Annotated in this window: 12 protein-coding genes; 6 read left to right on the forward strand and 6 right to left on the reverse strand. The window is 62.5% G+C overall.

Annotated elements, in window-relative coordinates:
* The first annotated feature begins 30 nt into the window (after positions 1-30).
* Positions 31-1,005: a D-2-hydroxyacid dehydrogenase family protein gene (locus tag ACLHZ1_RS04670; protein ID WP_427261159.1), complete on the forward strand. Its 975-nt coding sequence runs from the start codon at positions 31-33 to the stop codon at positions 1,003-1,005.
* 119 nt (positions 1,006-1,124) lie between these two features.
* Positions 1,125-1,670 carry a sugar O-acetyltransferase gene (locus tag ACLHZ1_RS04675; protein ID WP_427261160.1) on the forward strand — a complete coding sequence of 182 codons (546 nt, stop codon included), beginning with the start codon at positions 1,125-1,127 and terminating at the stop codon, positions 1,668-1,670.
* Positions 1,671-2,039: 369 nt separating this feature from the next.
* Here ACLHZ1_RS04675 and ACLHZ1_RS04680 read toward each other — a convergent pair whose 3' ends face one another.
* Positions 2,040-2,588, reverse strand: a complete 549-nt coding sequence (locus tag ACLHZ1_RS04680; protein WP_427261161.1) for an NAD(P)H nitroreductase — start codon at positions 2,586-2,588, stop codon at positions 2,040-2,042.
* 119 nt (positions 2,589-2,707) lie between these two features.
* Complete coding sequence (locus ACLHZ1_RS04685; RefSeq protein ID WP_427261162.1) at positions 2,708-4,735, reverse strand: FAD-dependent oxidoreductase; 2,028 nt, start codon at positions 4,733-4,735, stop codon at positions 2,708-2,710.
* Between the two features lie 309 nt (positions 4,736-5,044).
* On the opposite strand from ACLHZ1_RS04685, the gene sppA reads away from it, so the two are divergent.
* Positions 5,045-6,886 (forward strand): signal peptide peptidase SppA, encoded by a 1,842-nt coding sequence (gene sppA, locus ACLHZ1_RS04690; RefSeq protein ID WP_427261163.1) that lies wholly within the window; start codon positions 5,045-5,047, stop codon positions 6,884-6,886.
* A gap of 75 nt (positions 6,887-6,961) precedes the next feature.
* Here the strand turns inward: sppA and ACLHZ1_RS04695 are convergent, their stop codons facing one another.
* Positions 6,962-7,522, reverse strand: coding sequence for an NUDIX hydrolase (locus tag ACLHZ1_RS04695; RefSeq protein ID WP_427261164.1), 561 nt, complete (start codon positions 7,520-7,522; stop codon positions 6,962-6,964).
* Complete coding sequence (locus ACLHZ1_RS04700; RefSeq protein ID WP_427261165.1) at positions 7,519-8,322, reverse strand: DUF2989 domain-containing protein; 804 nt, start codon at positions 8,320-8,322, stop codon at positions 7,519-7,521. Before ACLHZ1_RS04700 ends, ACLHZ1_RS04695 begins: the two co-directional genes overlap by 4 nt.
* A gap of 215 nt (positions 8,323-8,537) precedes the next feature.
* On the opposite strand from ACLHZ1_RS04700, the gene ACLHZ1_RS04705 reads away from it, so the two are divergent.
* Both ACLHZ1_RS04705 and ACLHZ1_RS04710 read left to right on the forward strand, forming a co-directional pair.
* The gene (locus ACLHZ1_RS04705; RefSeq protein ID WP_427261166.1) at positions 8,538-9,971 is read left to right on the forward strand and encodes a glyceraldehyde-3-phosphate dehydrogenase; all 1,434 of its coding nucleotides are present in this window, start codon (positions 8,538-8,540) and stop codon (positions 9,969-9,971) included.
* A gap of 63 nt (positions 9,972-10,034) precedes the next feature.
* A complete protein-coding gene (locus tag ACLHZ1_RS04710; RefSeq protein WP_041995575.1) occupies positions 10,035-10,313 on the forward strand; it encodes a YeaC family protein in 279 nt (92 codons plus the stop codon).
* 385 nt (positions 10,314-10,698) lie between these two features.
* On the opposite strand, the gene ansA is transcribed toward ACLHZ1_RS04710, so the two are convergent.
* A complete protein-coding gene (ansA, locus tag ACLHZ1_RS04715; RefSeq protein WP_427261167.1) occupies positions 10,699-11,706 on the reverse strand; it encodes an asparaginase in 1,008 nt (335 codons plus the stop codon).
* A 411-nt stretch (positions 11,707-12,117) separates the two neighbouring features.
* On the opposite strand from ansA, the gene gltS reads away from it, so the two are divergent.
* Positions 12,118-13,320, forward strand: coding sequence for a sodium/glutamate symporter (gltS, locus tag ACLHZ1_RS04720; protein WP_427261168.1), 1,203 nt, complete (start codon positions 12,118-12,120; stop codon positions 13,318-13,320).
* Between the two features lie 81 nt (positions 13,321-13,401).
* Here the strand turns inward: gltS and ushA are convergent, their stop codons facing one another.
* Positions 13,402-15,069 carry a bifunctional UDP-sugar hydrolase/5'-nucleotidase UshA gene (gene ushA, locus ACLHZ1_RS04725; protein WP_427261169.1) on the reverse strand — a complete coding sequence of 556 codons (1,668 nt, stop codon included), beginning with the start codon at positions 15,067-15,069 and terminating at the stop codon, positions 13,402-13,404.
* Positions 15,070-15,378 lie beyond the last annotated feature (309 nt).

A 15,378-nucleotide genomic window follows, 5' to 3' on the forward strand; every position in this document is an offset into this window, starting at 1 on the left:
GGACAATTGCTTGATACACAAGAGGAACGGATGAAGATTGCCATTCTGGATGACTATCAGGATCAGGTTCGTCACCTGCCCTGCTTTGCCTTGCTGGCAGGGCACGATGTCAGGATCCTTAACCAGCGCGAGCCGGATGCTGCGCACCTTGCCGCCATGTTGGGGGGAGTAGAAGCACTGGTGCTGATCCGCGAGCGTACTCGTATCGACGAACAGCTGCTGATGCGGCTTCCCACCCTTAAACTGATCAGCCAGACCGGCAAAATCAGCCAGCATATCGATCCGGCACTGTGCCAGCGGTACGGAGTCGCAGTTGCCGAAGGGGTAGGCAGCCCCATTGCTCCCGCCGAACTCTGCTGGACACTCATAATGGCCGCCTCCCGCCATATTCCGGCTTACACTCGCGCGTTGACCAAGGGCCAGTGGCAGCAATCTGGCACACTCGGCCTGGGACGCACCCTGTACGGTCTGACGCTCGGTATCTGGGGCTACGGCAAGATAGGTCAGCGCATCGCCCGTTACGGCAATGCATTCGGTATGTCTGTGCTGGTATGGGGTAGCGCATCATCTCGTCAGCGGGCGACACAGGATGGATTCGATGCCGCCCCCAACAAGACAGCGTTTTTCCAACGTGCCGATGTCTTGTCCCTGCATCTGCGGCTCAACGAGCTCACTCGAGCCTGCGTCACCCGTGCTGACCTGGCTCGAATGAAGGCAGACTCTTTGCTGGTCAATACCAGCCGGGCCGAGCTCATTGAATCTGGTGCACTCCATGCGGAGCTCAGTGCGCATCCCACCCGGCGAGCGGCACTGGATGTGTTCGATAGCGAACCCGCCAACCTGGATAACGAGCCTCTCCTGGCGTTGCCCAACGTGCTGGCCACACCGCATCTGGGCTATGTGGAGCAAAACAGCTATGAGCTCTACTTTCGCAAGGCATTTGAAAATGTGCTGGCCTTTGCCGAGGGCAGGCCACAACACCTGGTGATGCCGGCGCTGGGTTGAAGTTCACTCTTATCCTGCCGACAACGCAGTAATATATGCGGTCTGCACTGGAGGTGTTGCGCTTGCGCGACAGCCAGCCGCCCAAATCGCCTCATGCCAATCGGAGAGCAGGAAGCCCCATGACCGACTATCAGAAGATGATCGCCAGCCAGCCCTACAACTGCATGGCGCCGGAGCTGGATGCCCTGCGCCGGGAGACGGCGCGCCGCTATCGCCGCTTCAATCGGGCGGAAGAGGAGGATGAACAGCTGGCGCTGTTGCAGGAGATAGTCGGCGAGCTGGCCGAGGGAGCCTTTATCTGCCCGCCGTTTTACTGCACCTATGGCCGCCATATCCACCTTGGCAAAGGCAGTTACATCAACATGGGGGCCACCCTGCTGGACAACACCCCTATCCGCATCGGTGCCGGTGTCATGATGGGGCCGAACGTGCAGATCTATACCGCGGCCCACGCCCTGGACGCCGATGCGCGCCTGGCCGGGGTGGAGACGGCGCTGCCGGTGACGGTCGAGGACAGGGTCTGGATCGGCGGCGGCGCCATCCTGCTGCCCGGGATCACCGTCGGGCGGGAGGCCATCGTCGGCGCAGGCGCCGTGGTGACCAGGGACGTCCCGGCCGGGGCCCGGGTGGTGGGCAACCCGGCCCGGATCCTGCCCGGGACATAACGCAGCACTGGTCCTCTCTTGCCGAGCCTGAGCGGCAGGCGGGTACAAAAAATGAAGCCCAAGGTCACGAAGACGTTGGGCTATATAAAAAGGTGCTACGGAATTGCGACTCTCATCGCAGAAAATCAGAAGGCGAACCTTCTGAACTGGCGCTGTGATAATAACGACGCGCAAACGTTTTACATAGCGAAAAATACCGAGATTGCGAACTTCCTCTCACTATTTAAAAAAGAGCCTGCCGCCGGCAAAAACCGGGCCTTCCCCTCTTTTCTTCCTTGCCCCACTCTGACTATCATCCCTGGTTGCATAGAAAAAGCCCTGATAGATCAGGGCTTTTCAAACAAGTCTCATGGCCGCCAACGGCACTCTTCAGAAGCGGCGAACAAACTCCCCAAGGGGCAGCTCGCGCAGCTTGCGTGCCTCCAGCATGGGAGTGCCCAGGTAGAGGAAGCCCACCAACTGATCCTCGGCGGCCAATCCCAGCCCCAGCCTGATATGCTCGTCGAAGATGAACCAGCCGGAGCGCCAGATGCCGTTGAATCCCTGGGCCTGGGCCGCCATCTGCATCGCCATCAGGGCGCAGCCGGCGGAGAGCTCCTGCTCCAGTTTCGGCACCTTGGGATGGGCCTGATAGCGGCTCGCCACCGCCACCACCAGCGGCGCTCGCAGGGGCGCCTGCTCGCTCTTGGCGATGCTGTCGGCATCCTCTCCCCGCAGCCGGGCCGCCTCCCCGAGCAGGGCGCCCAGGCGCTCGCGCCCCTCCCCCTCGAACAGGATGAACTGCCAGGGCGTCAGGGTGCCGTGGTCCGGTGCCCGCAGCCCCGCCTTGAGAATATTGTCGAGCGCCTCGCCGCCCGGAGCGGGCTCGGTCAGCCGAGCGCAGGAGTGGCGATTGAGCAGCAGAGTGAGGGCATCCATGGGCAATTCCTAGTCAGGGCAATGATGGCGCTACCTTAGCACAGCGCACAATGAAGAAAACCCCTGAAGCTCAGGGGTTTATCGCAATATCAGACCGATAGCAGGCCAGGGCGGAGCAACTAGATAACGGCGGCCAGCTCGGCGCCTTGCCGGATGGCGCGCTTGGCGTCCAGCTCGGCGGCCACGTCGGCCCCGCCTATGATGTGCACCGGCTTGCCCGCCGCCTGCAGGCCGGCCTGCAGCTCCCGCAGTGGCTCCTGCCCGGCGCAGATGATGACGTTATCCACCGGCAGACACTGTTTGGCCTCGCCTATCTGGATGTGCAGGCCCTCGTCGTCGATGCCCAGGTACTGTACGGCCGAGAGCATCTTGACCTTGCGGTTCTTCAATACGGTGCGGTGGATCCAGCCTGTGGTCTTGCCCAGGCCATCGCCCACCTTGCTCTCCTTGCGCTGCAGCAGCCAGATCTGGCGCTCGGGGGCGTCGATCTCGGGGACGATCAGGCCGCCGCGCTGTGCGAGCTGGCGATCTATGCCCCACTCCTTGAGCCAGTGATCGCGGTGATGTTCGGCATCCCTCTCCACCCGCTTCTCGACCAGGTATTCGGCCACGTCAAAACCGATGCCGCCTGCGCCGATCACCGCCACCTTCTGGCCGACCGGCTTGCCATCGCGCAATACATCGAGGTAGTTCAATACCTTGGCATGCTCGATGCCCGGAATATTGGGAGTGCGCGGCCGTATGCCGGTGGCGAGGATCACCTCGTCAAAACCGCCGCCAAGCAGGCTCTCGGCGCTCTGGCGCTGGCCGAGATAGAGCTCGACGCCACACTTCTCCAGCCGTTTGGCAAAATAACGCAGGGTCTCGTGAAACTCCTCCTTGCCCGGGATCTGCTTGGCGAAGTTGAACTGACCGCCGATTATCGGAGCCTGATCGAACAGGCTCACCTGGTGGCCACGCTCGGCGGCGTAGCAGGCAAACGCCAGCCCGGCCGGCCCCGCCCCCACCACCGCCAGCCGCTTGGGCTGGGGCACCCGGCCAAAGGTCAGTTCGGTCTCGAAACAGGCCCTGGGATTGACCAAGCAGGAGGCGCGCTTTTGCTTGAACACATGGTCGAGGCAGGCCTGGTTGCAGGCGATGCAGGTGTTGATCTCGTCCGCCCTGTCCTCGGCCGCCTTGATGACGAACTCGGGATCCGCCAGGAAGGGGCGCGCCATGGAGACCATGTCCGCCTCGCCCCCCGCCAGGATACGTTCGGCCACCTCGGGGGTGTTGATGCGGTTGGTGGTGATAAGGGGCACGGTGAGGTGCTTTTTCAGCTCCGCCGTCACCCAGCTGAAGGCGCCGCGCGGCACGCTGGTGGCGATGGTGGGGATGCGCGCCTCGTGCCAGCCGATACCGGTGTTGATCAGGGTCACCCCCGCCTGCTCCAGCGCCTTGCCAAGGGCAATCACCTCCGGCAGCGAGGAGCCCTGCTCCACCAGATCCAGCATGGAGAGGCGGAAGATGATGATGAAGTCGGGGCCGACCCGCTCGCGGATGGCGCGCACGATTTCCAGCGCAAAACGCATCCGCTTTTCGCTGCTACCGCCCCAGCCATCGCTGCGCTGGTTGGTGCGCTCGCAGATGAACTGGTTGATGAGATAACCTTCCGAACCCATCACCTCGACACCGTCATACCCCGCATTGCGGGCGAGCTGAGCCGTGCTGGCAAAGTCCCGTATGGTGCCGCGGATCTGGCGCTCGCTCATGGCTCTGGGCTTGAACGGGGAGATGGGGGCCTTGAGGGGGCTCGGCGCCAGGCTGAAGGGATGATAGGCGTAACGCCCGGCATGGAGGATCTGCAGCGCTATCTTGCCCCCCTCCCGGTGCACCGCCTCGGTCAGCTTGCGATGCTTGCTCACCTGCCAGGGGAAGCTGAGCTGGGAGCCGTGAGGCACCAAGCGTCCCCTCAGGTTGGGGGCGATACCGCCGGTGACGATGAGGCCGACGCCTCCGCGCGCCCGCTCGGCGTAGAAGGCGGCCAGCTTGTCAAAGCCCCCCTTCTCCTCTTCGAGGCCGGTATGCATGGAGCCCATCAGCACGCGGTTCTTGAGCTGGGTAAAGCCGAGATCCAGGGGAGTCAGCAAGGTCGGATAGCGGCTCATGATGCACTCCTTTGCGAGGCCGGTACGCAGCAATCCAGACGCAGCAGCACCCGGATACACAACTGGGTAACGCCAAGGTCGAGGGGGGTCAGCAAGGTTGGATAGCGGCTCACGGGGCCTCCAGTTAATTTTTTGTTATCAAATTGAGGCTAGAGTAAAGAATCGAAAATGCTTTTTCAAACAAATGTTTGGACATTTTTTCGGCGAACAGCTGTAGCGCCAGCGCCCCCCGCGATGGAACATGGCAATCGGCGGGGCAACTGGTTAATAATGGCTCCTCTAACCCATTGACAGGGCGATACCGCGACTATGTCTATTTTCAAAGGCCTGGGCTGGCTCTTTCGCAGCCTGTGGCGCCTGCTCAACTTCACCCGGCTGATGCTGGTCAATCTGTTGTTTCTTGCCGTCGTCCTGACTCTGGTGTTCGTGCTGGGGATGCAGCAAGAGGCGCCCCAGAGTCCGATTGAGGGGGCCCTGACCCTGGATCTCGACGGCACCCTGGTCGAGCAGCTCACCCAGGTGAGCCCGAGCGAGCAGCTGCTGCAACAGATGGGCAGCCGCGACGATCTGCCCCGGGAGCTGCTGCTGTCGGACTTGCTGTGGGCCATCCGCTCCGCCGGGGAGGATGACCGCATCCAGGCCCTGGTGCTTCAACCTCAGGGGCTGCAGGGCAATCTCTCCAAGTTGCAGGAGGTGGCCGATGCCATCGACGACTTCAAGGAGAGTGGCAAGCCGGTCATCGCCATGGCGGACTACTACACCCAGGGCCAGTATCTGCTGGCGGCCCACGCCGATCACGTGCTGCTCAACCAGAGCGGGGCCGTGTTGCTCGAGGGGCTGGGGGTCTACCAGACCTACTTCAAGTCGGCGCTGGAGAAGCTCAACGTCACCCCCCATGTGTTCAAGGTCGGCACCTACAAGTCCTTCGTCGAACCCTACACCCGGGATGACATGTCTGCCGAGAGCCGGGAGGCGAACCAGCGCTGGCTGGATCAACTGTGGCAGGCCTATGTCAGCGACGTGGCCAACCAGCGGGAGGTCGAACCCGACGCCATCTCCCCGAGCAAGGAGCAGTTCCTCGAGCGCTTGAGAAAGGCGCAGGGCAATGCCGCCGGTTATGCCCTCGACAACGGCCTGGTCGACGAGCTCGCCACCCGGGAGGAGATGAACCAGGCGGTGATCAAGGAGGTCGGCGAGCGCGAGGATCACAGCTGGCGCGGCGTGGGACTCAAAGAGTATCTGGCCGCCATCCCGGATCAATATCCCCAGAGCGGCAAGGATGAGGTGGGCCTCATCAAGGCCAGTGGCGCCATCATGGATGGCATCCAGCCCGCCGGCACCATAGGGGGCGACAGCCTGGCCAGCCTGCTGGCCGATGCCCGCCTGGATGACCAGGTGAAAGCCGTGGTGCTGCGGGTCGACAGCCCGGGCGGCAGCGCCTTCGCCGCCGAACAGATCCGCGCCGAGCTGCTGGCGCTCAAGCAGGCGGGCAAACCCGTGGTGGTCTCCATGGGCAGCTATGCCGCCTCAGGGGGCTACTGGATCGCCGCCGATGCGGACAAGATCTTCGCCTCCCCCACCACCCTCACCGGCTCCATCGGCGTATTCGGCCTGTTCGCCACCGTCGACCAGGCCCTTTCCCAGTTCGGCATCCACAGCGACGGGGTCGGCACCACCGACTTCGTCGGCCTGGGGGTGACCCGGGCCCTGCCGCCCCACGTGGGCGAAGCCATCCAGCTCAACGTCGAGAACACCTACCAGCGCTTCCTCGGCCTGGTCAGCAAGGGCCGCGGCCTGAGCATGGCGGAGACGGAAAAAGCGGCACAAGGCCGGGTCTGGACCGGTCTGGATGCCAAGGCGCTGGGACTGGTGGACGAGTTTGGCAGTCAGGATGACGCCATCGCAGCGGCGGCCGAGCTGGCCAATCTGAAGGAGTGGCAAGTGACCCCCATCCTGCCCGAGGAGTCCGCCAAGGAGAGGTTCCTGCGCGAGCTGCTGGGCAGCAGCGCCCGGGCACTGGCTCCCGCCCTCAAGGGCACCATCCCGGCCCCTCTCGGCCAGAGCCTCACCGCCCTCAACCAGGCCCTGGATCCCCTGATGCGTTTCAACGATCCCCAGGGCACCTATGCCTGGTGCCCGGTCTGCCGCTGAGCCCGGCGACTCACCATGACAAACCGCCCCTTTCTCGGGGCGGTTTTTTTTGCGTCCCAGGTCGTCACCCGGGGGTCAGAGGGGGCCCAGCAGCCCCTCCCTGTGCCAGCGGTGCAGCTGGGCCAACACCCGGGTCTCGCGATGGGTCCACTGGGGACAGCGACCACCGAGCAGCCATTGATTGTTGTGGAGCGCCTCCTCCATGGCGTGCCAGTCTGCGCTGAAGCCGAGCCGCTGCTCGTAGGCTTGCAACCTGGGCTGGCTGCGCCCCTCGGCCACCTGACACAGATAGTAGAGGGAGCGGATGCAGTAGGCGTCATAGTCGGGCTCCCGGGCGTTGCGGTACTCCCGGGTCTCGCCGAGCAGGGCCCCCTGAGTCAGCAACTCGGCGCCGCACTCTTCCCGCAGCTCCCGGGCCAGGGCCTCCCCATGGCTCTCGCCGGGCTCGACGCCGCCACCGGGGAACATGAAGTCTCCGTTGACGCGGGAGTGCACCAGCAGCAGCTCATCCCCCCGCAGCACCACGGCCCGCACGGTGACGCGTTCCAGCAGCCGATCCAGCCGGGGAAAGTCCCCGTGCATCAGGCGCAGGGAGAAGGGGGACAACCTCAACGTCTGCGGATCCTGGGTGCTCATGGACGGTAGGCCCCCGTCTTGATCTGCGCCACCAGCTCCTCGGCCCGGGCATCCAGGGTCGCCAGCTCCTCCTTGCTCAGGGTGTGGTAGAGGCCAAAGCGCTTGACCGAGAGATCTCTCCCCTCCTGGAAGGCGGTGCTGACCTTGCCCCACAGGTAGGCCTCCTGATACTGCTTCTGGCCCATGTGCAGGGTGCTCAGGGAGGTCAGCAGCCGCGTGTCCACCTCATCCCCCGCCCGGTAGAGGGAGAGGCCGTGCTCCATCACCTGGATGGCCCGCTCGGGGTCCGTCTTGGCATAGATGCCCCCCAGGGCAAGCTGCAAGGCGGGATCTTCCAGGGCCTGGGTTCCCGCCAGGGCCAGGAACTGCTGGCGCGCCTGCTCGTTGGTGTTGTTGGTCCAGTGCCAGATCAACAGGTAGGGATCCTGGGAGCCGCGGGTCTGCTCGTCGAGTCGCTCCAGCTCGGCGCCGGCGGCCAGCATCCCCTCGACCCGGCTGCTCTTGCGCTCCTTGGCATACTTGTACTCTATGTGGGTCGAGCGTTCGATGCAGCGCAGGTAATCTTCCAGCTTGCTCATCAGCTCGTACTTGTGACGGTCGCTCCCCTCCTGCTTGAGGTAGAAGCGGGCCCGGATCACGTCGGTGCGCTCATAGCGACACCAGCCATCGTCCACCAGATCCTGGCAGAGCTCGGGGTGATTGGCACAGATGTTGTGGAGACGGTCGTCGCCGCCGCAGGCAACGAGGCCGAGCCCCATGGCGAGGCCAACAACAGCCCGACGTAGTGGAAAATGGGTCATGGTTTACATCTGGTTGATAACATCGACAGCCTGCTCTCGCCACCCTTGGCTAGCAAACCACTCACATATCCATTACAATGCGCGCGCCAAAAGCTGGCCGCGATTGCAGAATAATATAACGAATTATACGCCCCTACAGTGATCTGCATTCGACGAATTTCTTTTTGCTTCAACAACGTGAAAAACACGGTTACGTGAAATAAAGGATCTGGTTAATGACCCACGAGCACTACTTGCAAGCGTGGCAGGAGAGCCAGGAGCTCGCCGAAGCCATGCAACCCTTGATCGGTCGCCTCTACCGCCAGCAAGGGATAGAGATCACCGTCTACGGACGCCCCCTGCAAAACGCCTCCACCATCGATATCCTCAAAGCCCACCGGGTGGTTCGCCGCCACGAAGGCCAGCCCCTCCCCATCCAGCACAGCTTCCCCCTGCTTCGCGCCTTGTGCGAACTGGCCCCCAGCGCCGCCGAGATCGATCTGGGCAAGCTGGCGGTCGGCTACTGGCGCGACCATGGTGACGAGGCGGGCATCACGGATTACCTCAAGGCCAAGCTGGCCCCGGCCCTGGGCCAGGGTGCCCTGCCGGCGCCGACCGACGTGGTGCTCTACGGCTTTGGCCGTATCGGCCGCCTGCTGGCCCGGTTGCTGATCGAGCGCACCGGCGCCGCCAACGCCCTGCGTCTGCGTGCCATCGTCGTGCGTGGCGGGCGCGAGGGAGATCTGGAGAAGCGGGCCAGCCTGCTGCGCCGTGACTCGGTGCACGGCCCCTTCAACGGCTCCATCGAGGTGGACAGTGATCGCAGCGCCATCATCGCCAACGGCACCTTCATCCAGGTGATCTACGCAAACAGCCCGGCCGACATCGACTACACCGCCTACGGCATCGACCATGCGCTCATCGTCGACAACACCGGGGTCTGGCGTGACGAGGCGGGTCTGTCCGAACACCTCAAGGCGCGCGGCGCCGCCAAGGTGCTGCTGACCGCCCCCGGCAAGGGGGAGATGAAGAACGTGGTGTTCGGGGTCAACCACGAGGTGATAGGCCCGGATGACAGGATAGTCTCCGCCGCCTCCTGCACCACCAACGCCATCACCCCCGTGCTCAAGGTGATGCAGGACAAGTACGGCATCGTCCACGGTCACGTGGAGACGGTGCACTCCTACACCAACGATCAGAACCTGATCGACAACTACCACAAGGGGGAGCGGCGCGGTCGCAGCGCGGCCCTCAACATGGTGATGACCAGCACAGGCGCCGCCAAGGCGGTGGCCAAGGCGCTGCCCGCACTCAAGGGCAAGCTGACCGGCAATGCCATTCGGGTACCCACACCCAATGTGTCGCTGGCCATCATCAACCTGTCGCTGGAGCAGAGCACGGATCGAGAGAGCCTCAACGCCTATCTGCAGCAGGCTGCCCTGAGCTCCTCCCTGCACCGCCAGATCGACTTCAGCGCCAGCACCGAGCTGGTCTCCTCCGACATGGTGGGTTCCCGTTTTGCGGGTATAGTGGACTCCCAGGCCACCATCGCCGAGGACGCTCACTGCGTACTCTATGTCTGGTATGACAACGAGTTTGGCTACAGCTGCCAGGTGGTGCGGGTGATGGAGAAGATGGCCGGCGTAGTCCGCCAGGATCTACCGGCATAGTCCGCCAGGATCTGCCCGCCTGAGTCAGCCATTCATTATTTCGGGTTTGCGAGGAAAGAGAGCATGTCATTTCAACAGGTCATAGGGCAGATGCCCCAGGAAGTCTACGAGCGGCTCAAGACCGCGGTTGAACTGGGCAAATGGCCCGATGGCAAGCCGCTCACCGAGGAGCAGAAGGCCACCTCGCTCCAGGCGGTGATGGCCTGGCAGGCGATGCACCTGACCAACCCGGAACACATGAATATCGGGGCGGATGGCGAAATCGTGATGAAGAGCAAGAGCGAGCTCAAGCGTCAGTACCGTGATGAGGAAGAGATAGTCCGCATCGAGATCAACCACTGAGGGCGAGCTCAAGCATCAAAGCAGCGCGACGAGGAAGAGATAGTCCGCATCGAGATCAACCACTGAGGGCGAGCTCAAGCATCAAAGCAGCGCGATGACGAAGAGATCATTCGCGTCGATCTCAGTCACCAAGCCTTGCCGCGAGCCCTGGTTCGCACGCCATAGCAAAGAAGGGAGCCATTATGGCTCCCTTCTTTTTTCCTGTCTCTGTGCAGGGTGAGGATATCCCCCTCATCCCCAGCCCTTCTCCCGCCAGGGGGAGAAGGGAGCTGGCCCGCAGTGGGCGGATAGCCAGTGGAGAACCTGCCGGCAATCGCCATGGCAAGCCTCGCTGCCAGCAACAGCTCGTGCTATCCCCTCTCCCCCTGGGAGAGGGCGGCAATGCTCAGGGGGTCAGTTCACCACGCAGGGACTGCTGCATCAGCTCGCGGATACGCGGGGCCGGCAGGTCCTGGCTCAGCAGGAAGTGCAGCTTGGTGAGCGCCGCCTCGGCGGTCATGTCAAAGCCCGAGATGACCCCGGCCCGGGAGAGGGCATTGCCGGTGGCATAGCCCCCCATGTTGACCCTGCCGTGCAGGCACTGGCTCAGGTTGACTATGATGACGCCCCGGGCGGATGCCTCCGAGAGCAGCGCCAGCATGGCCGGGTTCTGGGGCGCATTGCCCACCCCGAAGGAGAGCAGGATCAGCGCCCGCACCGGCTGCTGCAGTATGTTGGCGATCACCTCGCTCGAGATCCCCGGATAGAGGGTCACCACGCCGATGGGCTGGGGGGTGATGTCGTGCAGCACCAGGGGGCGGTCGCAAGGCACGCCCAGCTCGCCCGCCTCCAGGGAGATGGCGATGCCGGCATTGAGCAGGGGCGGATAATTGGGGGAGTCGAAGGCGTGGAAGCCGTCGGCGTGCACCTTCTTGCTGCGGTTGCCGCGATAGAGCTGGTTGTTGAAAAACAGCGTCACCTCGTGGATCGGGTAGTTGGCCGCGATATAGAGGGCGTTGAGCAGGTTCTGCTGGCCGTCGGAGCGCAGTTCGGCCAGCGGGATCTGGGAGCCGGTGATGATGACCGGCTTGTGCAGATCTTCGAGCATGAAGGAGAGGGCCGAGGCGGTGAACGACATGGTGTCGGTGCCATGGAGGATCACGAAGCCGTCGTATTTTTCGTAGTTGTTCCTGATATCCTCGGCGATGCGCTGCCAGTCCGCCGGGGTCATGTCGGAGGAGTCGATGAGCGGCGCATATTCGTGAATATGGTAATCCGGCATCTCGGGCCGGTGAAATTCCGGCATCCGCGCCAGACAATCTTCCATGAAACCCGCCATCGGCACATAACCGTGGTCGGAGCGCTGCATCCCTATGGTGCCGCCTGTGTAGGCGATGTAGATAGACTTCTTCACACCCTCTCCTCATCTGGGCTGGAAACGGGCGAATTATAGAGTTTAGCGCCGACAAAGACAGCCCGAACAGGCTGAAATCGGGGATGTATCACCTAATTATCCGCAGGCAACAAACAGATAATAATGTCAACAAAGCGTATCTTTTCGGTTACATAACCAAGAAATTTGGATGTTACCAGTGCTTTTTGCTAATATCGCCGCCGTTATCACAAAACTCACATCCGCTGCGCCCACTTCGCTGGGCCCGACAGACCCGGAATGCCACCACCGGGTCGGGCAGATTTGCCCCTCTTTTTTATGACGCCAGACCGGTATGGAACGCCTCCATGCCCTGGCCACGCGGTTTCAATCCCGGCTGAATCTGTGCGTCTTCCCGCGGGGAGACACAGCCAATCACCATGGGAGTACCCAATGTTACAACTCGATGCTTATGCCACCCTAGTGGCCGCCACCCTGGTCCTGCTGCTCGGTCGCCTCCTGGTCAACCGGGTGGAAAGATTGCGCGCCTTCAACATTCCCAAACCGGTCGCAGGGGGCCTGCTGGTCGCCCTGGTGCTGCTGACGCTGCGCGTCGCGGTCGGACTCGAGGTGAAGTTCGACACCAGCTTGCAGACCCCATTGATGCTGGCCTTCTTCGCCTCCATCGGCCTCTCCGCCGATCTCGCCAGCCTCAAGCGGGGCGGGCGCGCCGTGTTCACCTTCCTCGGGGTGGTGACAGGTCTGCTGCTGATGCAAAACGGGCTGGGGGTGGCGCTGGCCAGCCTGCTGGGGCTGGATCTGCACATGGGGCTGCTGGCGGGCTCCATCACCCTCTCCGGCGGTCACGGCACGGGCGCCGCCTGGAGCGCCACCTTCACCGATAAGTACGGGGTCCAGTCCGCCGCCGAACTGGCCATCGCCTGCGCCACCTTCGGCCTGGTGCTGGGGGGTCTCATCGGCGGCCCGGTCGCCCGCTATCTCGTCAAGAAGGTGCAGGTGCCGGGTGAGGAGCACAACCTGGATGAAGTGCCCCAGGGCTTCGAGATGCCGGAGACGGAGCGACGCATCACCACCTTCAGCCTGGTCGAGACCCTAGCGCTGATCGCCATCAGCCTCAAGGGGGGCGAACTGCTCTCCCAGGGGCTGCTCGGCTCCGCCTTCGAGCTGCCGGTGTTCGTCTGCGTGCTGTTTGTCGGGGTGCTGCTGCGCAACGTCCTGACCCTGCTCAACTGGCACGAGGTGAGCGATCGGGAGGTCTCCCTGCTCGGCAACGTCAGCCTGTCGCTGTTCCTGGCCATGGCGCTGATGAGCCTGAAGCTGTGGGATCTGGCGAGTCTTGCCCTGCCCATCTTCGTGCTGCTGGTGACCCAGACCCTGGCCATGGCCCTCTACGCCATCTTCGTTACCTTCCGGGTGATGGGTCGCAATTACGATGCCGCCGTGCTGGCCGCCGGCCACTGCGGCTTCGGCCTGGGGGCCACCCCGACGGCGATTGCCAACATGCAGGCAGTCACCATGCGTTTTGGCCCCTCCCACCTGGCCTTCCTGGTGGTGCCCATGGTGGGGGCCTTCTTCATCGACATCATCAACGCCATGGTGATCAAGCTGTTCATGGCGATGCCCTTCCTCTCCTGAGGCCAGGGCGCGCCGCGTCCACAACAAGAAACCGCAAGCCAGGGGCTTGCGGTTTTTTGTTGTCCGGCACCGGGTGCCTGCTTATTGGCACGCCTCGCTGGAGGCGGAGTTGAGGTAGCTCACCTCCCCCTTGGGCGCGTAGTCGGCCGCCTGGATCACCTGCTTGGCGGTGAGGAAATCCTTGAGCACCGCGGCATCCACCAGACCGGCATTGACGGTGTCTATCTTGGGATAGCCATCGCCACCGGCGGCGCTGAAGCTCGGGATGGTGAAGCTGTACTGGGCGCCGGCATCGAACGGCTTGCCGCCGATGCTGGTGATGCTGACCGACTTGGCCTGGCAGTCCACCGCCATCTCTATCCCGCCAAACTGGGCATAGCCCCCGGTGTTGCCGGTTTTGGTGGCCACCTGACCCAGATAGCTCACCAGCTCGCTGCCCGGCATCACGGCCTTGTTGACCGTGTTGCCGAACGGATGCACGGTCAGCACGTCGCGATAGGAGATGTCCCCGGCCTGGATGGAGGCACGCACCCCGCCGGAGTTGACGATGCCAAAATCGGTGCGCAGGGTCTGCGCGGTGGCCGTGGTGATGAGACGACCCAGGTTGGTCTGCCTGTTGCGCACATTGGCGCGCTCGCCATCGAGCAGGCCGTCGGTGGCGGCGATCACCACTCCCAGCTCCTGGGCGCCCTTGTCCTGGTAAACCTGCAACACCCCTTCCAGGGCCGGATCCCGCACTATCTCCTCCTGGATGAAGGCACCGTTCTCATCCTTGAGGTTGACCGGGATCAGCTCGTAGCGGGTGAGGGTGAAGTTGCCATCCTGGTAGTCAAACTGGGCGCGCCCCACATACTTGCCCCACTCGTGGGCCTGCATGATCCAGGTGCCATTTTGTTGGTCAGGCTGGCAATCGTTGCCGGGCTTGAAGTCGGCATACTGGTTCGCCACCCCGGGCTCCATGCAGACCGGGTTCTGGGAGTGGCCGCCAATGATGGCATCCAGCTTGCCCGCGGGCAGCTGACGGGCCATCTCCACGTCCCCGGGGGCATTGCTGCCGTGGGCGCCATCGGCGTAGTGACCCATGTGGGTGATGGCGAAGATGACATCGGCCGAATTGCCTTGCTTGATGCCGTCGATTACCCGCTCCACTTCCACCTTGGGATCGCGAAATTCCAGGTTGAGCACATTATTGGGGTCCACCAGCTGGGCGGTATCTTCCGTGGTCAGGCCAATAACGGCGACCCGCAGACCATTTTTCAGTTTGAATATCTTGTAGGGATCGAAATAACGCTGGCCGGTCTTCTTGTCATATATGTTGGCCGAGACCATGGGGAATTTGGCCCATTGGCGCTGCAGCTCGAGAATATCGAGGGGATTATCGAATTCATGGTTGCCGACCGCCATGGCGTCATAACCGATATGGTTCATGGCAATAAAGTCCGGCTCGGCATTTTGCAGATCCGACTCGGGCACCCCGGTATTCACGTCCCCACCCGACAGCACCAGCACCTCGCTGTCGGCGGCCTTGGCTTCGGCTCTCAGCCGGTCGACCAGGGTCTTCTGGGCCGCCATGCCATATTCGCCATCCTCGTTGTGCCAGAAGCGACCATGGGTATCATTGGTATGCAGCACGGTGAGCTTGCACACATTCTCGACGCAAGGCTCGCTCTCGTTCTTGGAGGTATTGCAGCCCGCCATCGCCGCCAGCACGGCCAATGCCAGGGTTCCCTTTATCAAATTATGTTTCATTCCTTCACACCTTGATTTTGTTAGTATTGGGCCTGACCATTCCAGTCTTGGTCGCGGGCAATATATCAACCTTTGATATTCAATCGGCATCCTGGCTGAAAAAAATGACATAAGTGTGATCCGGCATTATTTCCCATTCGAACAATTAGCCAGGAAAACGTTTATCTTCATTTGATGTGATTCGGGAATTCAGATAATAAGTGCGACACTCATGGATGAATGGCGAGAGGTGGCCAACTGCTGATTGGTGGTACCCTTCTGCTCGCCAAAGTAAAAGCAGTATCACCATGAGCTATCAGCAGTTGACCG

It is taken from the genome of Aeromonas sobria (assembly GCF_050266975.1).
GTDB lineage: Bacteria > Pseudomonadota > Gammaproteobacteria > Enterobacterales > Aeromonadaceae > Aeromonas > Aeromonas sobria_B.